The organism is Pseudoalteromonas sp. SWXJZ10B (assembly GCF_015864475.1).
Classification (GTDB): Bacteria; Pseudomonadota; Gammaproteobacteria; order Enterobacterales; family Alteromonadaceae; genus Pseudoalteromonas; species Pseudoalteromonas arctica.
In genome coordinates this window covers 284742-306011 of record NZ_JADYXD010000003.1, presented here as the reverse complement: position 1 = coordinate 306011, position 21270 = coordinate 284742, and the positions used below count along the sequence as shown (strand labels likewise).

The following is a 21270-nucleotide window of genomic DNA, read 5'->3' as shown; positions in this document are numbered from 1 at the left end:
ATTCTAAATTAACTACCTTTTGCTTCGCCAATGATCTTTATGTTGTTCTCTCTTATTAAAAGGCATGGCGAAAGGAGCAAACTCTTTCATTACACGTCGATAAACATCCCGTTTAAACGATACAACCTGTCTTACAGGATACCAATAACTTACCCAGCGCCAATCATCAAATTCAGGGTGATGGGTTTTGAGTAAATTTACATCTTCGTCTTTACAGCGTAACTTTAGTAAAAACCATTTTTGTTTTTGCCCAATACACACCGGACTAGAGTCTCGGCGGATTAATCGTTTGGGTAATTTATAGCGTAACCAATGTTTTGAGCTTGCGACTATTTCTACATCTTCTGGTCGCAACCCTACTTCTTCGTGTAATTCACGGTACATGGTTTGTTCTGCAGTTTCGCCATCATCAACACCACCTTGGGGAAATTGCCAAGAGTGTTGACCATAACGTCTGGCCCAAAAAACCTGTCCCTGATTATTGCAAATCACAATTCCGACATTGGCACGAAAACCTTCGGCATCAATCACCTTAGTGCCTCATTTGTAAGTCGATTTTTAATGATTGTTCCACATTAGCCGCAATACGGCAAATACTATTATACCCAAGCCAATTAGTTAGCTAAGTTTGAGCTTTTAGCGCATCAATAAATTAATAGAAAGTGAGTAAATATTTGAAAAATAACTGAGTGAAGCTATTGCGGTTCTTGTTTTCCTCTAGTTACTCACAGTTTGTGCATAACTTTTGTAAAACGCGCTCATTTTGCAAACAAATCCACAATGCAAGTTCGAAAAACTCGTGTTCTCCACAGATTCTGTGGATAAACATGTTCATATGGTTGTATTTATCCTTACAACTTTTAAACGGCTTAATCAAAACTGAACGTATAGCTTTAAAAAACTCAAGTGAGTCAGTAACTTAAAGCAAAGCACTCTAATTAAAACATGTACAAAATTAACACAAACAACAAGCGAGCAAAAAACACACAACCCTAAAGATATCCACGGCTTAGCCAATTTGCTATCATGGCTATGGTATTTATTCAACCGAAATTAAGAATACTAATTACGTTGAATTGATATTTATAATCGCAATAAAAAGTAGCTCAATAACAAAAAACTATCATATGCAGTTTCTCCGCATAAGTAATTTCAACGTAGTTAGTGAGTTGTTAAACCTCTATAATATTCATATTTTAATAAAATTGGCATGACATGCGACCTACAAAACCACACTCAATAAACGATTTAATGCAACGCGTTAATAATATTGCCGGATTAACTCTAGGGCAGCTTGCTAACAAGTATAATTTTAAAACGCCAGATGATTTACTGCGCGAAAAAGGTTGGACTGGTCAGTTAATTGAATATGTACTAGGTGCTACTGCGGGCTCAAAACCACTTCCTGATTTTGAAGATTTAGGAATTGAGCTAAAAACACTCCCTATTTCCTATAAAGGTAGGCCACTAGAAACGACCTTTGTATCGGTTACACCCTTAATGAACGTTACAGGAATGACGTGGCATACCAGCTCTGTACGTAAAAAACTAAATCATGTTTTATGGCTGCCAATTTTAAGCGAACGTGATATTGCCCCGTTTGATAGAACCATTGGCAGCGGCTTTTTGTGGCAACCCTCACCTGAACAGGACGCTTTATTACAGCGCGACTGGGAAGAGCAAATGGAGCTAATTGCGCTAGGTAGAGTCGACGAAATATCAGGCCATTTAGGCGATGCGATGCAAATACGCCCTAAAGCAGCTCATAGCAAAATAGTGACTGATGCTATTGGTCCAAATGGGCAAATAATTAAAACCCTACCCCGTGGCTTTTACTTAAAAACCAGTTTTACAGGTGATATTTTAAAGCAGCAGTTTCAGCTTTAACTGTGTTATAAAATATTAAAACTTAAGTAACCTTTAATATTATTGCCGCCACCCTCTTTCGCTCTGTGCGCGCGCCAGCAAGCTTAACCCTACAACTTATTCTCATATCTTTGAAAAAGTATCAGGCATAAAAAATCCCCGCTTATGCGAGGATTTTATCATCTAAAATTAAAAATTAGATTCTATATAAAATAGAATTACTGACCTTTAACTTCTTTAAGACCGTTGTACGGTGCTTTATCACCTAATTGCTCTTCAATACGTAGTAATTGATTGTACTTTGCAACACGGTCAGAACGGCTCAATGAACCTGTTTTAATTTGACCTGCAGCAGTACCAACCGCTAAATCAGCAATTGTTGAATCTTCAGTTTCACCAGAACGGTGAGAAATAACAACAGTAAAACCAGCATCTTTAGCCATTTTGATTGCAGCTAAAGTTTCAGTTAAAGAACCGATTTGGTTAAACTTAATTAAGATTGAGTTAGCAATACCGTTGTCGATACCACGTTTTAAAATCTTAGTATTTGTTACAAATAAATCATCACCTACTAATTGGATTTTATCACCCATTAGTTTAGTTTGATGTGCAAAGCCATCCCAATCAGACTCATCAAGACCATCTTCAATAGAAACGATTGGGTACTGATTAGTAAGATCTTGTAAGAAGAAGTTAAATTCTTCAGAAGTGAATTTTTTTCCTTCACCCTTAAGGTCGTAGATGTTTGCTTCTTTGTCGTAGAACTCAGATGCAGCACAATCCATCGCTAAAGTAATATCTTTACCTAGCTCGTAACCTGCGTTTGCTACAGCTACTTTAATTGCAGCAAGAGCCGCTTCGTTAGATGCAAGGTTTGGTGCAAAACCACCTTCATCGCCAACCGCTGTTGAATGACCATCAGCTTTAAGTACTTTAGCAAGGCTATGGAATACTTCAGCACCCATGCGTAGGCCTTCGCGGAAGTTTTTAGCGCCAACAGGTTGGATCATGAATTCTTGAATATCTACAGAGTTATCTGCATGCTCACCACCATTGATGATGTTCATCATTGGAAGTGGCATAGAGTAAACACCTGGCGTGCCGTTTAAGTCAGCGATATGTTCATAAAGCTCAACTTTTTTAGACTGTGCAGCTGCTTTCGCGGTTGCTAGTGATACAGCTAAGATTGCGTTTGCACCTAATTTTTCTTTATTTTCGGTACCGTCTAAATCTAGCATCACTTTATCTACAGCGCTTTGATCTAATGCACTTTGGCCTTTTAAAGCATCAGCAATTTCGTTATTGATATAACCAACTGCTTTTAATACACCTTTACCTAAGTAACGTGATTTATCACCGTCGCGTAACTCTAATGCTTCACGAGTACCAGTAGATGCGCCTGAAGGTGCTGCTGCACGACCCCAAGAGCCATCTGCTAAATGTACGTCTGCTTCAACAGTTGGGTTACCACGCGAGTCCATAATTTCGCGACCGATTACTTTTACGATTTCTGACATCTTGATTCCTCTATATTCCCAAAATGGTGAGTTCAGCTAACTTTACTACGTTTTATATAGCTTAGTCAGCCCTTAAAACAAAAAAGCCGTGCAATATGCACGGCTTTTAAAATTACGAATTCGCTTTTTGGTGGATATGCGCGGCTGCTACAAACCCTTCAAACAACGGATGACCATCACGTGGAGTTGACGTGAATTCCGGGTGGAACTGCGCGGCAATAAACCATGGGTGATCTTTATTTTCGATAATTTCTACCAGTTTTTTATCTTCTGATAAACCAGTAAAGCTTAAGCCTGCTTTTTCAAGTATTTCTACAAAGTTATTATTTACTTCGTAGCGATGACGATGACGTTCAACAATTTCGTCGCTGCCATATACTTCGCGTACTTTAGAACCTGGTGTTAAATGACATTTTTGTGCGCCTAAACGCATAGTGCCACCTAAATCAGATTTTTCGCTACGTGTTTCAACATTACCTTCAGCATCTAGCCATTCAGTAATTAAGCCAACTACTGGCGCTTCTGAATTTGCATTAAACTCTGTAGAGTTTGCATCCGTTAAGCCTGCAACATTACGTGCATATTCAATTAATGCTACTTGCATACCTAAACAAATACCTAGGTATGGTACTTTATTTTCACGTGCGTATTTAGCCGCTAAGATTTTACCCTCAACACCACGTCCGCCAAATCCACCTGGTACTAAAATAGCATCTAAGTGTGAAAGTAATTCAACACCTTTGTTTTCTAAATCTTGTGAATCTACGTATTGAATATTAATTGTTAAACGGTTTTTAAGACCCGCATGCTTTAATGCTTCGTTAACCGATTTGTACGCATCTGGTAATTCAGTGTATTTACCAACCATACCAATTGTCACTTCACCCGTTGGGTTAGACTCTTGATAAAGTACTTGTTCCCACTCAGCTAAATCAGCTTCTGGTGGATCTAAGTGAAAACGACGACATACGAAGTTATCTAATTCTTGCGTTTTTAATAGCGCTGGAATTTTATAAATGCTGTCTACGTCAGGTAATGAAATAACCGCTTTTTCTTCTACGTTTGTGAATAATGAGATTTTTGCACGCTCATTATTAGGTAGTTTACGGTCTGAACGACAAATAAGAATATCTGGCTGAATACCTACTGAGCGTAACTCTTTAACAGAGTGCTGAGTTGGTTTTGTTTTAACTTCACCTGCAGGGCCTAAAAATGGCACTAACGTTAAGTGAATAAATAGCGCGCGTTCGCGGCCAATTTCAGTTCCCATCTGACGAATTGCTTCAATAAACGGTTGTGATTCTATATCACCTACAGTGCCGCCAATTTCTACAATAGCAATATCATAACCTTCAGCACCGTCGTATACACGTTGCTTAATATCGTTAGTGATATGTGGAATAACCTGAATAGTAGCGCCTAGGTATTCACCACGGCGCTCACGACGTAATACGTCTTCATATACACGGCCTTGTGTGAAGTTATTACGACTAGTCATTTTGGTACGAATAAAACGCTCGTAGTGACCTAAATCAAGGTCAGTTTCTGCGCCGTCTTCTGTAACGTAAACTTCACCGTGTTGAATTGGGCTCATTGTGCCTGGGTCAACGTTGATGTAAGGATCCAGCTTTAAAATGGTAACATTTAAACCACGGGCTTCTAAAATAGCGGCCAGTGAAGCTGCGGCAATACCTTTACCCAACGAAGAAACAACTCCGCCAGTAACGAAGATAAATTTTGTACTCATGCGAACCCTAGAATATCAGGAATTAAAAGGAATATAACACCCAAAGAAGAGCCTAAGGGTATATCATCAAGACGGGGCGAAATTGTACCAAAACACTGCTTATCAATCCAGCTAAAATTAGCTAATGCGCGCACAAAAAATGTGCACTATTTAACATTAAGCCTATTTTACTTTTTTAATCGCATCCCATGCGCTGTCCATTTCTTCAAAGGTGGCTGTATCTAAGCTTTTACCTTGCGCATGCAAATAGGCGTTTACCTTTTCAAAACGCGCTGAAAACTTATCATTAGCGCTACGAAGCAGTTGTTCGGGATCTCGTTTAACATGGCGTACAACATTAACAGTGGCAAAAAGTAAGTCGCCGAGTTCTTCCGCTGTATGATCAGATAACGGGTCTTGCTCAATCGCTTCTTTTACTTCAAGCACTTCTTCGCTCACTTTATCAAGTGCACCATGATACGTTGGCCAATCAAAACCAAGTGCGGCAACCCGTTGTTGAATTTTTTTTGCTTTACTTAAGCTTGGCATATTGGCAGGAATATCTTGCCAAAAAGAAGGTGATTCGGTTTGCGCTCTAGCACTGCGTTCTTGTGCTTTGATTGCTTGCCACTGCTGCGATAGCTGCTTATCTGTTAGCTCTTTTTTATCGCCAAATACATGCGGGTGGCGACGGGTAAGCTTATCGTTTAATTGCTCCACTACATCATTAAAATCAAATATATTTTGCTCTTGTGCAAGCTGCGCATAAAAAATAATTTGAAATAACAAATCACCCAATTCACCTTTAAGCTCATCTAAGTTGCCTGACTCAATACAGTCGGCAACTTCGTATGCTTCTTCTAGTGTATGCGGCACAATAGATTTAAAATCTTGTTTGAGATCCCACGGGCAACCGCCCTTGGGATCTCGCAGTGTTTTCATTATGCTAAGAAGTTGTGTAAGCGCTGCATTATCATTCATGATTAATGACCACGCTTGGCATCGTGTACACCTTCAATTTGGTGTAACTTAGAAAGAACACGGTTAGTACCCGATAAGTCATGTACTTCTATTTGCATCGTAAATATAGCTAACTGATTATCTTCAACCGTATTTACGTTCATGTTTAAAACATTTACTTTTTCGTTAGCAAGTACTGAGCTTATATCGCGTATTAGCCCTGAACGATCGGTGGCTTCTATTTTAATACTTAGTGCGTACGAGCCGTTGATATCTTCAGACCAACTTACCGAAATAACACGCTCTGGATGCTGATTTTTTAAGTTATTAAACGAATCACAGTCTTCCTTATGAACACCTATTCCTCGACCTTGCGTTATATAACCTATTATTTCATCGCCAGGGACAGGACGACAGCATTTGGCTACATGGCTCATTAAGCTACCAACGCCATCAACCACTATGCCGTTTTTGTCACCAGTTACTTTGCTAGGTGCTTTAATACGAATGACCGGTTCGTCTTCTGTTCTATCACTTACAAAGTTAAGCATTTGATTGAGACGTACATCGCCCGCACCAATCGCAACCATTAAGTCATCAAGTTCTTTAAAGTTAAAACGCTTGATGGCTGGCTCTAAATCTTTGTATGTTAAATTAAGCTTTTGTAGTTCACTGTCGAGAATTTCTTTACCCGCACTTAAGTTTTTGTCGCGGTCGAGCTGTTTAAACCAGTGATGAATCTTGGCTCTAGCGCGCGATGACTTAATGTACCCTAATGACGGATTTAACCAATCACGACTTGGATTTGGTTGTTTTTGGGTTAGTATTTCTACCTGATCCCCCGTTGTAAGTTGATGCGTAAATGGCACTATTTTGCCAAATATTTTTGCACCAATACAACGATGCCCTACATTTGAATGAATGTAGTAAGCAAAATCAAGCGGTGTAGCGCCAAGTGGTAAATCAATAATATCGCCGCTTGGGGTAAATATGTATACGCGGTCTTCTACTACTTGGTTTTTAAGCTCTTCTGCTAAATCGCCACCATCGACTACTTCTTCTTGCCATTGGAGTAACTTACGTAGCCAGCTGATTTTTTGCTCATAACCCGAGCCGCGCCCTGGTAATGCACCTTCTTTGTACATCCAGTGTGCAGCCACACCCAACTCAGCATCTTGATGCATGTCGCTAGTACGAATTTGTATTTCTACTGTTTTACCTTCAGGCCCAAATACCACGGTATGAATTGATTGATAGCCGTTTTGTTTTGGGGTTGCTACATAGTCGTCAAACTCTTTATTAAGATGGCGCCAATTGGTGTGCACAATACCCAGCGCTCCATAACAATCTTGCAGGCGTTCAACAACGATACGCATTGCCCGAATATCAAAAAGCTGATCAAACTCGTAGTTTTTTTGCTGCATTTTTTTATAAATGCTGTAAATGTGCTTAGGGCGACCATAAACTTGGGCTTCTATGCCCGCTTCACTTAAACGGGTTTTTACTTGTTCAACCATATCTTCCATATAGGCTTCGCGCGTAAGGCGTTTGTCGTCAAGTTGTTTGGCTATGCTTTTATAGGTACCTGGGTGCAAATATCTAAACGATAAATCTTCAAGTTCCCACTTTAACTGCCCTATTCCTAATCTGTTTGCCAGTGGTGCAAAAATATCAGCCGTTTCTTTAGCGGCAATAACGCGGTCTTCTTCATCCGCATTTTTTACATTACGTAGATGACAGACCTGCTCGGCAAGCTTAATGACCACGGCGCGCACGTCTTCGACCATGGTTAATAACATTTTTCGAATATTATCAACTTGCATAGTGCCTTTACCTTGATGCGATAAAGTACTAATAGTGGCCATTTGTGCAACCCCAGTTAACAGCATGGCTATGTTACTACCAAGCTGCTCTTCTATGGTTTCAAGTGATATTAAATCGTTTAAAAAATACGGGGTTAAATACGCAGTAGCTAACGATTCGGGGTCGAGATTTAGCTCAGCTAAAATTTCAACCATTTCGATTGCAGTAGTTTGCCTGCTTTCATTATCACATTTTACGCAGAGCGCTTGCGCTTTAGTAAGTAGCTCTGTTTTTTCTTCAGACAAGGCAAGAAATGAAAGCCGAGTGCTAAAATCTGTTGTCTCATCTTGTTGATGTGATTGCCGTGTAGCTACCATAATGCGTTCTACCTCCGTTGAAATAACGCCATAGTTTCAATATGCCCTGTATGAGGGAACATATTCATTAGCCCAATTTTATTAAGATCAAAGCCAGCTTGTGAAATAATTGCGCTGTCACGGGCTAAAGTAACAGGGTCACAAGAGACATATAAAATAGTTTTAAACTGCTTTAAAGATAATTGCTCTAATACAGCCATTGCACCCGTCCTAGAAGGATCGAGTACAAGTACATCTAAATTTTTACTAAACCATGGGGCGCTCTGTATGCTTTGCGTTAAATCAAAGCAATGAAACTGCGCATTGGTAATAGAGTTAGTTTGCGCATTTTGAGCAGCCATTGCAACCGCTGAAGTTACACCTTCTACGCCAATTACAGATTTTGCTTGTTTTGCCAGCACTAATGAGAAATTACCAATGCCACAAAATAAATCCAATAAATTTTCATCACCTTTTAAATCAAGCCAATTTGCTGCTTGCTTTAACATAGCTTCGTTAACTTGCGCATTTACCTGAATAAAATTATCTAAACCAAATTCAAATTTTAGAGCAAATTCTTTAAGATAATAAAACGGCATGGCTAAGTGTGAATGATCAATTACATCGCTCTCGCTTTGCCATACTACTTCAAACTGTTGGCTCTTTGTTATGTGCTCAATCAAAGCCTTTGTATCTTCGTTAATTACTTTGGTGTGGCGAATAACAATAAAGTTTGTCTCATCACTTTGGCATAACTGTAAATGGCTTATACTATGAAGCGCTTTGTGTTGATTAATTAAATCATCAAAAAGTGTAAAAACATCTGCAAATACTTCATCAAGTACTGCACATTTATTAATACTGACAATATTTTTTGAACCACTGGCTCTGTAACCTACACGCATTTTTTTTGCTGCTTTATCAAACATAACGGCTATGCGAGCGCTGCGCCTGTAATGCACAGACTTACTTAATAATGGAGCTTGCCAGTTTAAGCTGTTTAATTTAGCAAACTTACTAAATAGCTGAGTAACTGCAGTTTGTTTTTCTACAACTTGTTGGCTTACTTCTAAATGCTGTAGTTGGCAACCACCACACTGATTGTAGTGCTCACAAAAAGCGTCAACTCTTGATTCACTCGCTTTAATAACTTTAATTACTTTTGCACTGCTGTATTTAGCTTTATCATCGACAAGCATTGCTTTAACTGTTTCATTTGGTAATGCGCCACTAACAAAACATACTTTATTATTATGCTTAGCAATGCCACGCCCTTGATGATCCATTCCCGTTATGTTTAATTCTAATGTTTGTTGCTTAAGCGGTTTTTTTTTCGCTTTAAAAATTTGCGCCATTAGGCATTACCTTCACTTTATTTATGAAGCACCTATATTTAGATGCTTTAGAATGCGTGTTGAACCGTATATACTCAGACCATACTAATAACGATAAAACGCTCCCATCATGACCAAATTAGGCTTACGCGATTCTGTTTTAACACTGACCCTGATCCCAACGGTGATCATAGGATTACTACTTGGTGGCTATTTTACAATAAATCGTTACATTGAGCTTGATGAAATTTTATATCAGCAAGGTACTACTATTTCTGAGCCCCTTGCTATTGCGCTTGAGCAACCCATGCTCGAAAAAAACAAACAGCTATTGAATCGCCTTATAAGCTACACACATAACAAGCACTCCCCTACAATTAAGTCGATTGCAATTTTTGATAAAAATAATGCGCTATTAATGACGAGTAATTATCACCGCTCATTTGAAAAGTTAATTAATCAAAAGACGCTCATAAATTTAAAAACGACCCACGTGCAAAAGTCAGATGAGCTTGTTACATTCTTCACGCCCATTATTAACCATACAAGTCACGACTCTAAATGGGACCCATCTGCTTTTCAGTCATCTTTGGGCACCGTTATTATACAACTAAACAAAGACCAAGCGGTTATAGGGCAGCAACGTGCTTTATTAATTAGCGGTATTGTAATTATTTTATCATTGGTATTTGCAGCAATTTTAGCTTTAAGGTTAAGCCGCATGTTTATGACGCCGCTTAATAAGTTAGTACTTGCAACCGACAAGTTAGTCGAAGGTAAAAGAAGTACTGGCCTTAACGACAACATGATAGGTGAATTTGAGCTATTGCGAGAAGGCTTAAATACCATTGCTCACACTATGGTGATGCAAAAAGATGAAATGCAAAAAAATATTGATCAAGCAACTAGCGACTACCGTGAAACACTAGAGCAATACGAAACTTCAAATATAGAACTCTCGTTTGCAAAAAAAGAAGCTCAAGATGCTAACCGCGTAAAATCAGACTTTTTAGCTAAAATGAGTCACGAACTTCGTACTCCGTTAAATGGTGTTATTGGATTTACACGCCAGCTTTATAAAACACCACTAAACAAGCATCAAAAAGATTATCTCGACACTATTATGCTATCAGCAAATAGTTTAATGACTATTATTAGCGACATTCTAGATTTCTCCAAACTAGAAGCGGGTGCAATGGAACTTGAGTCGATTCAGTTTCAACTTCGTGATGCTGTAAATGAAGTGATGACGCTACTCGCTCCTAGCGCACACGATAAGCAATTAGAGCTATCCATTTACATTAACCAACAAGTACCAGATGACTTAACGGGCGATCCCACTCGCTTTAAACAAGTGCTGATAAACCTATTAAGTAATGCGATTAAATTTACTGAAAAAGGCTCCATTAAGGTCGACATAAGCCATCGGTTACTCGACGACGAACGCACCTCTTTACTTGTGTCAGTAACAGATACTGGCGTGGGTATACCTATGGATAAGCAAGACTCTTTATTTACTCCATTTGGGCAAGCAGACTCAAGCATTACACGTAAGTTTGGTGGTACAGGTCTTGGCCTCATTATTACTAAGCATATTGTTGAAGCGATGAATGGCCGCATAACATTAAACTCTGCACCAGGTAACGGTACCTGTTTTACATTCAATAGCGTGTTTAGTTTGCCCAATCATGTATTTACTAACGACTTACCGACTAAATCGCTCATTGGTAAGCGTATTTTGTATTTAGAGCCACACGAGCATACACATCACGCTGTACTTTCGTTATTGACTCAATGGGAATCAAGCGTAACGGCATGTTTTAACGAGACTAGCTTTTTAGACGCTATAAAAAATACTGAACATAAATATGATGTTTGCTTAATTGGCCATATGGCATCAGTTGATGATATGCAGCAACTAAAAAGCTATGTGAAAGCCGTGCGTGAATCTACTGATTACTTATATTTAATGCTTAATACTGTATCGCACAATATGCGAGAAGCCTTTATAGGCAGCGGTGCTGATGCGTGTTTAAGTAAACCACTTAATCACCGTAAGTTATGTGAAGTACTTGCTGCACCTTACAGGCTTGACCACCCTACTCATAATATTGAACAAAACGATCAAGCTTTGCTGCCGTTAAAAGTATTAGTTGTTGATGATAACGATGCCAACTTAAAACTTCTCCATACTTTATTAAGTGAACAGATTGAAGTAATAGAAACGGCACATAATGGTTCACAAGCATACAGCTTAAGTAAAAGTCATAAATACGACATAATTTTTATGGATATTCAGATGCCAATTATGGACGGTATAACCGCATGCAAGCTTATACAAGAATCATCACTTAATGAAGATACACCCATTATCGCTGTAACGGCACACGCCCTTCAAAGCGAAAAAGAGCAACTACTAAAAGATGGCTTTAAAGGCTATTTAACTAAGCCTATTGATGAAGATATGCTTAAACAAATTATTAGCGACCATAGTCCACAGACCCCGGTTAATCGCGATAAAGCTAAAACAGATACACCACAAAGCCCGGCTCCATTTCAAAGTAGTCGAATTGATTGGGCACAAGCCCTGCAGCGTGCTGGAGGAAAGAGCGAGTTAGCGCTAGAGATGCTTAATATGCTACTTCTAAGCGTCCCTGAAACTCTTAAATTGCTTGCTAAAGCGATAGAGAGTAATGATTGTCAGCAAGTCTTAAGTATTGTCCACAAGTTTCATGGTGCATGTTGCTACACTGGTGTACCAAAACTTAAATCACTCGCAGAAACAATTGAAACATCACTTAAAAATAAATGCTTGTTAGAGAATATTGAACCTGAATTATTTGAGCTACAGGACGAGCTTGAAAACTTACTTGCTGATGCAAGCGTAACTGAGTTACAAAGATAAGCTTTGAATTTTAGATACAAAAAAACGCGGCATTAACCGCGTTTTTTTAATTAAGCTTTTTAAATACTTATGTAGAATCGTATTACATTCTTGCTTCAATCATTAATCGTTTCATATCGCGTACGGCTTTATCGAGTCCATCTATCGCTGCACGAGCAATAATAGCGTGGCCAATATTTAGCTCATAAATCTCAGGCATCGCGGCAATAGGTTTAACGTTATGGTAATGAAGACCATGGCCAGCGTTAACAATCAAACCTAAGCTTGCTGCGTATTTAACACCTTCACGAATATGCTCTAACTCTTTGTGTAAATCAGTATCATTTGTTGCATCAGCATACGCGCCTGTGTGTATTTCTACATAAGGAGCACCACATTCTTTGGCTGCATCTAGTTGTGCTTTATCTGCATCAATAAATAGCGATACTTTAATACCCGCGTCGGTAAGCGTTTTTGTTGCGGCTTTAATTTTATCTATATTACCCGCAACATCTAAGCCGCCCTCGGTGGTTAACTCTTCGCGCTTTTCAGGTACTAAACACACGTACTCGGGTTTTACTTCAAGCGCTATTTGTATCATTTCATCGGTAACAGCGGTTTCAAGATTCATGCGAGTTTGGATAGTTTTAGCCATCACATAAACGTCGCGATCTTGAATATGGCGTCTGTCTTCACGTAAGTGAATCGTAATACCGTCTGCGCCTGCATGCTCTGCTACACTGGCTGCATGGGCTGGATCTGGGTAACTTGTTCCACGCGCTTGACGAAGTGTTGCAATATGATCTACGTTTACACCCAAAAGAATATCTTTCATTTTCTTACCTGTAAAATTACGTTTATTGAGAGGCCATAAATAGCTCACGGCTTTTTAATGGTTTACTACCTAATAAGGGTTTTAATAAATAGCGACTTAATTGCTTTGCCATATATAGCACATCACTTTGGCTAAAGTCATGATTTGCTATGGCGTTGAGTTGTTTGCCACTAAATCCAGAACGCGTATCTTCTTGTATTAAAAAACCAAGTTCGGGGAAATAACTATACGTCTGCTTTTCATCTATTGGTTCACCACTGGCATCAAAACTAAAATCCACGCCATAACCGAGTAATTCCAATAATTGAAATTCGTACGAGCGAAGCACTTCTTGTAAATTGGCTCCGCTGTTTAGGTTTCCTAGGTGGGATTTATATAGCTCAAATACTTGTTCAATTGGCTCATTAACAGGAACGATGCGATTAGTTAGCTCATTCAAATAAAAACCACAATAAAGCTCATCACCTTTTAAAAAGTGCGGGTTACCATGCAGTTCAAACTTATTGATATATTTTAAATCGTACTTGCCACTGTAATTAACAAGGAGTGCCTGGAACGGCTGAAGTTGTGCTTTATGTTTAGTGGCCTGGCGACCACTAATTCGGGCCAGCATTCTTAACTGACCAACGCCTTCTACAAGCATATCTAACATTACCTGGGAGTCACTATAAGGACGCCGATGTAATAAATACGCGGTGTAGAAGTCGCTATCCATTCACTAAGCTACTGCTTGGTTTAGTCTTCACTGTAACCTAAGCTTCTTAGTGCACGTTCATCATCAGCCCAACCCGACTTAACTTTAACCCAAAGCTCTAAAAATACTTTGTTATCAAGCATTTCTTCTATGTCTTTACGGGCTTCACGGCCAATGGTTTTTAGCTTTTCGCCTTTATTACCAATAACCATGCGTTTTTGTGTTTCGCGCTCAACAAGAATCAACCCATTGATGTGCCAAATACCGTTGTCTTGCCATTTAAACTGCTCAATTTCAACAGTCACAGAATACGGTAGTTCTTCACCCATAAAACGCATTAGCTTTTCACGAATAACTTCAGCTGCCATAAAGCGCATCGAACGGTCAGTTACATAATCTTCAGGAAAGTAAAATTCGCAAGGAGGTAAGCGTTTAGTTACTTCTGCTTTGATTAAATCAACGTTTTTACCTTGCGTTGCTGATACTGGCATAATTCCAACAAAATCAAACTTATCACTTAACCACTTCATATGAGGCAATACAAGATCACGGTCTTTAACTTGGTCAATTTTATTAATAACCAATAATACAGGCTTACCACTTTGCGATACTTTATTAAGTACCATATCGTCATCTGCATTCCAATGAGTGCCTTCAACGACAAAAATAATAAGCTCTACATCGCCGATAGAACTAGACGCTGCTCGATTCATTAGACGGTTAATAGCACGCTTTTCTTCAACGTGTAGACCCGGTGTATCTATGTATACCGCTTGGTGTTTATCTACGGTATGAATACCCATAATACGATGACGTGTAGTTTGTGGTTTACGTGAGGTAATACTCACTTTTTGCTCAATGATTTCATTAAGCAAAGTCGATTTACCTACGTTTGGTCGACCGACAATCGCCACCATTCCACAAAATGTATCTACATCACGTTCATGAGGCTGTATTAAGGTATCAAGGTTCATTTTTAAGTATCTTCAATGCTTTTTCGGCAGCTTTTTGTTCGGCCTTACGGCGCGAGCTACCAACAGAAATTATGCTATCCATTCCATCAACAATACATTCAACCGTGAATGTTTGATTGTGTGCTTGGCCTTGTGTATCAACTACTGTGTAGCCCGGTAACGATAATTTACGGGCTTGTAAATACTCTTGCAGCAGGGTTTTAGGATCTTTCTGGTTAAGCCCTGGTGAAATAGCATCCAAACGTGATTGGTACCACGCCAATATAAGATCGCCACAACTGTCGATACCTGAATCTAAAAATGCAGCGCCTATAATAGCTTCTACTGCATCAGCAAGCGTTGACTCGCGACGAAAACCGCCACTTTTAAGCTCGCCCGGCCCTAAGCGTAAATAATCGCCTAGACCAAATTCAAGACCAAACTCAGCAAGTGTTTGACCACGCACAAGTGTTGAACGCATGCGGCTTAAATCGCCTTCACGCGCTTTAGGAAATTTGGCATAAAGTGCATTGGCAATCACAAAGCTTAAAATCGAGTCGCCTAAAAATTCTAGTCGCTCATTATGTTGGCCTTTGTGGCTGCGGTGCGTCATTGCTTGTTCAAGTAAACCTTGATCAGCGAATTCATAGCCAATTTTTTTATATAATTCTGTTACATTTTTTTTCATCGTTACTGAATATTACCTAGGCGTTCAAAGCGAACACCAGTTGGAACCCATCCTGGTAAAATATCATCAGGGCCATTCTCAAATTCAAAACTCATCCATATAAAGACAGCTTTACCCACCAAGTTTTCTTTTGGTACAAAGCCCCAAAAGCGACCATCTTGGCTGTTGTCGCGGTTATCACCCATCATAAAATAATGATCAGCAGGAACAGTCCATTCATCAGAAGGCGTGCCCGGTTGCTGATAGTAACGCCCTTTTCTTTCAGGCGCTTGTGGGTTGATTAATATATCATGCGTAACTGTTGTTAAATTTTCATTCACACGAGCTAGAGGCATTGGGCCTTGTTTAAATTCGTTATCATTAATTAGTTTAAAATCAATTTTATTGAATTCATTACATAAAAGCTCACCCTGTTGGGTTTCGCCTTCTTTACAGTTTGGCTGAATATATAAACGTTTATCACGATAAACAATTTTATCGCCAGGTAAACCAATCGTACGTTTAATATAGTCAACACTTTCATCTAAAGGGTATTTAAAAACAACAATATCACCACGTTCAGGCTCACCGACATCAACCAACTGAGTGCGCCAAACTGGGTCTTTTATTCCATATGAATACTTTTGTACTAAAATAAAGTCACCCACTAACAGCGTAGGCATCATTGAACCAGATGGAATTTGAAACGGTTCAAAAATAAATGATCTAAAAATAGTAATTGCTGCAATCATCGGGAAAATCGACTTTGCTGTTTCTGTTAGTACTGGTTCTGGTGCAATTAATGCCGCAGTTTCTTCATCTAACGGAGCTCCAGCAGACGTTTGCGCTATCGCTAAGCGTTCCTGTCTTTTAGGTGCATACATTAAGTGATCTATTAACCATATTAAGCCTGAGCCTAAGGTTAATAGCACCAATAAAACTGAAAAATAACCAGCCATTTATAATCCTTTGTTTTTATTTACCAACTTTTAAAATAGCTAAAAACGCTTCTTGAGGCACTTCAACATTACCTACTTGCTTCATACGTTTTTTACCATCTTTTTGCTTTTTAAGTAGCTTTTTCTTACGACTCACATCGCCACCGTAACACTTAGCAATTACGTTTTTACGTAACTGTTTTACCGTAGTACGTGCAATAACGTGTTGTCCAATCGCTGCTTGAATCGCAATATCAAACATTTGACGAGGAATAAGCTCTTTTAATGCATCAGCTAATTGACGACCACGAGACTGAGCACCATCGCGGTGAACAATAATCGCAAGTGCGTCAACACGCTCACTATTGATTAAAATATCAACACGCACCATATCTGATGTTTGAAAGTGTTTAAAGTTATAATCAAGCGATGCAAAACCACGGCTTGTTGATTTTAATTTATCAAAAAAGTCCATTACCACTTCAGCCATAGGTAGCTCATACGTAACAGCTACTTGCTTTCCGTGATAGGTCATTTTTGTTTGGCTACCGCGTTTTTCAATACACAAAGTAATAACATTACCTAAGTATTCTTGTGGTACCAAAATATTAGCTTCAACAATCGGCTCACGAATTTCTAAAATATCGTTTACTGCAGGTAAATCAGACGGGTTATCAATCTGGAATGTACCTTCTTTAGTAACTATCTCATAGATTACCGTAGGTGCCGTTGTAATTAAATCAATATCGTATTCACGCTCTAAACGCTCTTGAATGATTTCCATGTGTAGCATACCTAAAAAGCCACAGCGGAAACCAAAACCTAATGCAGTTGAATTCTCTGGTTCAAAGAATAACGACGCATCGTTTAAGCTTAATTTATTAAGCGCATCACGGAATGATTCATACTCATCTGATGCAATTGGGAACATACCTGCATAAACCTGAGGCTTAATTTTTTGAAAACCAGGTAAACGAAGTGGAGCCGCATTTTTTTGATGAGTTATAGTATCGCCTACTGGCGCACCATGTATCTCTTTGATGCCAGCAATAACAAACCCTACTTCACCGGTTCTTAAAATACCGGTGTTAGTTTGCTTAGGTGTAAACACACCCACTTGGTCGGCAGTATGTATATGCTCATTCGACATTATTTTTATTTTGTCGCCAGTGCGTAATTCACCGTGCTTAATACGCACTAATGATACAACGCCTTGGTATGGGTCAAACCAAGAATCGATAATAAGTGCTTGTAGAGGTCCATCTGTATCGCCTACTGGCGGCGGAACATCTCTAACAATCATTTCAAGAACTTCGGCAATACCTACACCCGTTTTAGCGCTACATTGCACTGCATCAAGGGCATCAATACCAATAATTTCTTCAATTTCTTCTGCAACGCGCAAAGGATCCGCTTGCGGTAAATCGATTTTGTTAAGTACTGGAATTACTTCTAATTCCATTTCAATAGCGGTGTAACAGTTAGCTAATGTTTGTGCTTCAACGCCTTGGCCTGCATCAACAACGAGTAGTGCACCTTCACATGCAGCTAAAGAACGCGATACTTCATATGTAAAATCAACGTGTCCTGGAGTATCAATGAAATTAAGTTGATAAGTTTCGCCATCGTTCGCTTTGTAATTCAACGTTACACTTTGCGCTTTAATGGTAATACCACGTTCGCGCTCAATATCCATTGAATCCAAAACTTGTTTTTGCATTTCACGGTCGGTTAAACCGCCACAAACTTGGATCAAACGATCTGAAAGGGTCGATTTACCATGGTCAATATGGGCGATGATCGAAAAATTACGGATATGCTTCATAAACTGGATTCTATACTTCTATTTTAATGGACTAAATATGAATACCTAAGTGACTTGAAAATACTTGCTGTAGGATGCCATAAGCTCAGTTTGTAAATTACAAACATCACGAATGCTTTTTAATATTGATTAAAACCATTTTATTTATTGAATAACAATAAGTTAAACTTATTTAATTTACATAATTCAGCTAGATAAAATAATTTAAAAAACCACTATTCCCTGTATTTCCAAGTTACTTTGGTATAAAACGGCAATTTTACATTTAATTGGCGTCAATCACCATCTATTTGAGTTAAAGGGATACTAATTGGGTGAATTTTTATAACTTTTATATCGTGCTTTAGCGATTTCACGCGAGTTTTAGCTATAAAGAAACCAGTAACACCACCTAAAGCTGCAGCTAAAATTTGCCAAACTTCGGAAGACATAAATAATTGCGCTGCAATCAGTGCAAAAACCAGACTTAAAAGCAGTGGTAGCATGTATACCGCAAATGCATGCTTAACGACGTGACTATCATCAAGTGACAAGGTTACCTTTTGTCCTACTTCAACAGAGGATTCAAATTTATAAGGGAAGGTTTTTTTTGCAGTGCCAAACAGCTTACCAAACACTTGTGAGCCGCAACGACCATTGCAGCCTTCACAAGCTTGTTTTTGTTGTGCTTCTAAATGAGCAATGTGGCCATCGAGGGCCACAACAGTGAGGGTTTGTTCAATCATAACAATCCTTACGAATCGTTTATAATGCGCGGGTAACTGACTCAGCAATCGCTTTTGCGGTCATACTCGGTACATTACCAACAACCGATACATCAAAATTACCGCCATTATGCACATATACTGTCGTTGCACCAGAGGTTAGTGCACCACTTAAACGCTTACCCGGTAATGGACGCTGAATAAATACCGAAATTTCAACAAAACCATCGGAGAACAAGTAATAGTCTGTTAATTCGTTATTTAAATCGAGCTTATGTCTGTCTGATTTTAGTAATTCAAAGCCATCCGGTAACCAACTAATCTGCCAGTTAGTCGCTGTACTGTCTTCGTTTATAAGTGCATCGTTTGGTAAAGGCGTTGGAAAGTTTCGATTGAGCACTTCAAGTAACATACCTGCTGGCTGCTCTGTCACACTAATATGGGTAAGCTGTAACTGTTCTAAGGCCTCACCTTCATGGTTAACGTACGCGGCTTTTAGTAACAACGACGATTCCATATCCAGCCAAATCCAATAATTATATTTATACTCGTCTTTAGATTCTATGCGAACTAGTTGAGCAGCACGCCCTGCAATACGACCTTTCCCGCCTAATACAAAATCATAGTGCGCGCTTAAGCGATCTATATCTTTAAAAAGCACTTCAGGGATTGGACCCGCTATTGAATCTGTTTTTAGGGAGTATGGTTCAGACTGAGGTTCAAAATAAGTAACTTGGTTGTCAATACGGACCATTTCAAGCCCAGCACCGTTAAGTAAACTTAAATGCTCAAGTTCTGTATCACCTTGTAAAGCATGCACCCATCGGTAGGGTTCCATTGTTTTACCTTTGACAACCACAAACGAAGCGTCAAAATTACGGGTGTGAACGGCATTAGCCATTTTTAGTAATAAATCTTTGGCAGGATTTGTGTCGTTGGCAAATGCATTAAAGCTTACTACCAACGACAGAACAAAAGTGATTACTTTCATTTAATTAGTTTTTTTCCTCAGACGCTTTGGTATTAGTTTGCGCTGTTTCTAAAGAATTCGCAACTCGTGCTTGGCGTTGATGCTCAAGAACTAATGCACCAATACGTTGTTGCTGTAATTCACGTAAACCTTGCTCTGCATTTTCAAGCGCAGGTTCAGATGAGTAACTTACTGGCGACGCCATACCTGTCAGCGGTGTGGTTTGTAGTAATGGAATTTCGCTTTGTTGCTCGTTGTTACTTTGAGGAAGCGTATTAACTCCCACAATAGCAAACATTGCCACACTGGCTGCAATTGCTAGTTGAGCAACTGGTTTGCGCCAATTAAAAGCCACTACTTTATTATCTTGTACTGTTTCAGTGATTGCTTGGGGCTGTGTTTTTGACTGACTAAAGTCAGCATAAACAGGCTCGCTTTCTAGTGCTAATGCAACGCGATCGCTAATATCAATATGTATGTCGTTATTATTTTTTTGAGCACGCATCGCATCACCAATTAACGCATAACGGCCAAACGTAGTTACATCTTGCTCTGCAATTTTTGCATCAGTAAGATGTTGCTCGCCATCAAGTAATGCCGATAACGCTTCGTTATCTAACTTGTTAAGGTGTGCTTTTGTCATACTAAGACTCGCCTATTAATGGGTTTAATTTGTTATCTATTGCTTCACGGGCACGAAATATACGCGAACGCACAGTCCCGACCGGGCAATCCATTACCACTGCTATTTCTTCATAGCTCATCCCTTCGATTTCTCTAAGGGTGATTGCGGTTTTAAGATCTTCAGGCAAACTATCAATCGTATTAAAAATAACAGCGCGTACTTCTTCGCTTAAAAGTAGGTTTTCAGGAGATGCATTAGATCGCATTGAATCTGCACAATCATAAAACTCGGCATCTTCAGCGTCTATATCATTTGCTGGCGGCTTACGCCCCTGGGCTACTAAGTAATTTTTAGCACAATTAACGGCAATACGGTATAACCACGTGTAAAAGGCGCTGTCACCTCTAAAGTTTGGAAGTGCACGGTAAGCTTTAATAAAAGCCTCTTGTGCTACATCAGCAATATCGCCTTGGTTTGATACATAACGTGAGATCAAACCTGCAATTTTGTTTTGATACTTCTTTACTAATAGGTTGAAGGCGTTTTTATCTCCTTGCTGGACCCTTTTTACTAGCACTAAATCTAATTCCTGCTCGCTCATTCGAGCCGGTAC

The 21270-nt window shown here is 39.2% G+C and carries 18 protein-coding genes; 2 read left to right on the top strand and 16 right to left on the bottom strand.

Annotated features, from left to right (window positions below; all coding sequences use genetic code 11):
• Positions 1-12: 12 nt before the first annotated feature.
• Entirely contained in the window at positions 13-531 is a 519-nt protein-coding gene (gene rppH, locus I6F54_RS04945; protein ID WP_002958704.1) for an RNA pyrophosphohydrolase, read from the bottom strand.
• A 684-nt stretch (positions 532-1215) separates the two neighbouring features.
• Here rppH and mutH point away from each other — a divergent pair.
• On the top strand, positions 1216-1887 hold the full coding sequence (gene mutH, locus I6F54_RS04940) for a DNA mismatch repair endonuclease MutH (protein ID WP_024589993.1): 672 nt from the start codon (positions 1216-1218) through the stop codon (positions 1885-1887).
• A 197-nt stretch (positions 1888-2084) separates the two neighbouring features.
• Here mutH and eno read toward each other — a convergent pair whose 3' ends face one another.
• The 5 genes from eno to rlmD form a co-directional block, all read right to left on the bottom strand.
• Positions 2085-3383 (bottom strand): phosphopyruvate hydratase, encoded by a 1299-nt coding sequence (gene eno / locus I6F54_RS04935; RefSeq protein WP_024589994.1) that lies wholly within the window; start codon positions 3381-3383, stop codon positions 2085-2087.
• 112 nt (positions 3384-3495) lie between these two features.
• Positions 3496-5130, bottom strand: a complete 1635-nt coding sequence (locus I6F54_RS04930) for a CTP synthase (RefSeq protein WP_010553216.1) — start codon at positions 5128-5130, stop codon at positions 3496-3498.
• Between the two features lie 162 nt (positions 5131-5292).
• A complete protein-coding gene (mazG, locus tag I6F54_RS04925) occupies positions 5293-6090 on the bottom strand; it encodes a nucleoside triphosphate pyrophosphohydrolase (RefSeq protein WP_197140018.1) in 798 nt (265 codons plus the stop codon).
• A 2-nt stretch (positions 6091-6092) separates the two neighbouring features.
• Complete coding sequence (gene relA, locus I6F54_RS04920; RefSeq protein WP_166377262.1) at positions 6093-8249, bottom strand: GTP diphosphokinase; 2157 nt, start codon at positions 8247-8249, stop codon at positions 6093-6095.
• An 8-nt stretch (positions 8250-8257) separates the two neighbouring features.
• Complete coding sequence (gene rlmD / locus I6F54_RS04915) at positions 8258-9583, bottom strand: 23S rRNA (uracil(1939)-C(5))-methyltransferase RlmD (protein WP_197140016.1); 1326 nt, start codon at positions 9581-9583, stop codon at positions 8258-8260.
• A 109-nt stretch (positions 9584-9692) separates the two neighbouring features.
• On the opposite strand from rlmD, the gene barA reads away from it, so the two are divergent.
• On the top strand, positions 9693-12467 hold the full coding sequence (gene barA, locus I6F54_RS04910) for a two-component sensor histidine kinase BarA (RefSeq protein WP_197140007.1): 2775 nt from the start codon (positions 9693-9695) through the stop codon (positions 12465-12467).
• 82 nt (positions 12468-12549) lie between these two features.
• Here barA and pdxJ read toward each other — a convergent pair whose 3' ends face one another.
• The 10 genes from pdxJ to rpoE all read right to left on the bottom strand — a co-directional run bounded on the left by pdxJ (position 12550) and on the right by rpoE (position 21258).
• Positions 12550-13281 (bottom strand): pyridoxine 5'-phosphate synthase, encoded by a 732-nt coding sequence (pdxJ, locus tag I6F54_RS04905; RefSeq protein WP_007581734.1) that lies wholly within the window; start codon positions 13279-13281, stop codon positions 12550-12552.
• Between the two features lie 22 nt (positions 13282-13303).
• The gene (recO, locus tag I6F54_RS04900) at positions 13304-13996 is read right to left on the bottom strand and encodes a DNA repair protein RecO (protein WP_024592970.1); all 693 of its coding nucleotides are present in this window, start codon (positions 13994-13996) and stop codon (positions 13304-13306) included.
• 20 nt (positions 13997-14016) lie between these two features.
• The gene (gene era / locus I6F54_RS04895) at positions 14017-14949 is read right to left on the bottom strand and encodes a GTPase Era (RefSeq protein WP_007581730.1); all 933 of its coding nucleotides are present in this window, start codon (positions 14947-14949) and stop codon (positions 14017-14019) included.
• Positions 14939-15616, bottom strand: coding sequence for a ribonuclease III (gene rnc / locus I6F54_RS04890; protein ID WP_007581728.1), 678 nt, complete (start codon positions 15614-15616; stop codon positions 14939-14941). Before rnc ends, era begins: the two co-directional genes overlap by 11 nt.
• Positions 15617-15618: 2 nt before the next feature.
• Positions 15619-16554 carry a signal peptidase I gene (gene lepB, locus I6F54_RS04885; protein ID WP_024589998.1) on the bottom strand — a complete coding sequence of 312 codons (936 nt, stop codon included), beginning with the start codon at positions 16552-16554 and terminating at the stop codon, positions 15619-15621.
• Positions 16555-16570: 16 nt separating this feature from the next.
• The gene (lepA, locus tag I6F54_RS04880; RefSeq protein ID WP_007581724.1) at positions 16571-18358 is read right to left on the bottom strand and encodes a translation elongation factor 4; all 1788 of its coding nucleotides are present in this window, start codon (positions 18356-18358) and stop codon (positions 16571-16573) included.
• Between the two features lie 275 nt (positions 18359-18633).
• Complete coding sequence (locus tag I6F54_RS04875; RefSeq protein WP_197118683.1) at positions 18634-19083, bottom strand: SoxR reducing system RseC family protein; 450 nt, start codon at positions 19081-19083, stop codon at positions 18634-18636.
• A 19-nt stretch (positions 19084-19102) separates the two neighbouring features.
• Complete coding sequence (locus I6F54_RS04870) at positions 19103-20053, bottom strand: MucB/RseB C-terminal domain-containing protein (RefSeq protein ID WP_007581719.1); 951 nt, start codon at positions 20051-20053, stop codon at positions 19103-19105.
• 4 nt (positions 20054-20057) lie between these two features.
• Positions 20058-20675 carry a sigma-E factor negative regulatory protein gene (locus tag I6F54_RS04865; RefSeq protein WP_007581717.1) on the bottom strand — a complete coding sequence of 206 codons (618 nt, stop codon included), beginning with the start codon at positions 20673-20675 and terminating at the stop codon, positions 20058-20060.
• A gap of 1 nt (position 20676) precedes the next feature.
• On the bottom strand, positions 20677-21258 hold the full coding sequence (rpoE, locus tag I6F54_RS04860; protein ID WP_002958721.1) for an RNA polymerase sigma factor RpoE: 582 nt from the start codon (positions 21256-21258) through the stop codon (positions 20677-20679).
• Positions 21259-21270: the final 12 nt, after the last annotated feature.

Bases quoted from the DNA above. Each gene is read 5' to 3' on its own strand.
- rlmD (WP_197140016.1), bottom strand. From the start codon at position 9,583: ATGGCGCAAATTTTTAAAGCGAAAAAAAAACCGCTTAAGCAACAAACA.
- mazG (WP_197140018.1), bottom strand. From the start codon at position 6,090: ATGAATGATAATGCAGCGCTTACACAACTTCTTAGCATAATGAAAACA.
- I6F54_RS04875 (WP_197118683.1), bottom strand. From the start codon at position 19,083: ATGATTGAACAAACCCTCACTGTTGTGGCCCTCGATGGCCACATTGCT.
- pdxJ (WP_007581734.1), bottom strand. From the start codon at position 13,281: ATGAAAGATATTCTTTTGGGTGTAAACGTAGATCATATTGCAACACTT.
- lepB (WP_024589998.1), bottom strand. From the start codon at position 16,554: ATGGCTGGTTATTTTTCAGTTTTATTGGTGCTATTAACCTTAGGCTCA.
- eno (WP_024589994.1), bottom strand. From the start codon at position 3,383: ATGTCAGAAATCGTAAAAGTAATCGGTCGCGAAATTATGGACTCGCGT.
- rnc (WP_007581728.1), bottom strand. From the start codon at position 15,616: ATGAAAAAAAATGTAACAGAATTATATAAAAAAATTGGCTATGAATTC.
- I6F54_RS04930 (WP_010553216.1), bottom strand. From the start codon at position 5,130: ATGAGTACAAAATTTATCTTCGTTACTGGCGGAGTTGTTTCTTCGTTG.
- era (WP_007581730.1), bottom strand. From the start codon at position 14,949: ATGAACCTTGATACCTTAATACAGCCTCATGAACGTGATGTAGATACA.
- I6F54_RS04870 (WP_007581719.1), bottom strand. From the start codon at position 20,053: ATGAAAGTAATCACTTTTGTTCTGTCGTTGGTAGTAAGCTTTAATGCA.
- recO (WP_024592970.1), bottom strand. From the start codon at position 13,996: ATGGATAGCGACTTCTACACCGCGTATTTATTACATCGGCGTCCTTAT.
- mutH (WP_024589993.1), top strand. From the start codon at position 1,216: ATGCGACCTACAAAACCACACTCAATAAACGATTTAATGCAACGCGTT.
- barA (WP_197140007.1), top strand. From the start codon at position 9,693: ATGACCAAATTAGGCTTACGCGATTCTGTTTTAACACTGACCCTGATC.
- lepA (WP_007581724.1), bottom strand. From the start codon at position 18,358: ATGAAGCATATCCGTAATTTTTCGATCATCGCCCATATTGACCATGGT.
- rpoE (WP_002958721.1), bottom strand. From the start codon at position 21,258: ATGAGCGAGCAGGAATTAGATTTAGTGCTAGTAAAAAGGGTCCAGCAA.
- I6F54_RS04865 (WP_007581717.1), bottom strand. From the start codon at position 20,675: ATGACAAAAGCACACCTTAACAAGTTAGATAACGAAGCGTTATCGGCA.
- relA (WP_166377262.1), bottom strand. From the start codon at position 8,249: ATGGTAGCTACACGGCAATCACATCAACAAGATGAGACAACAGATTTT.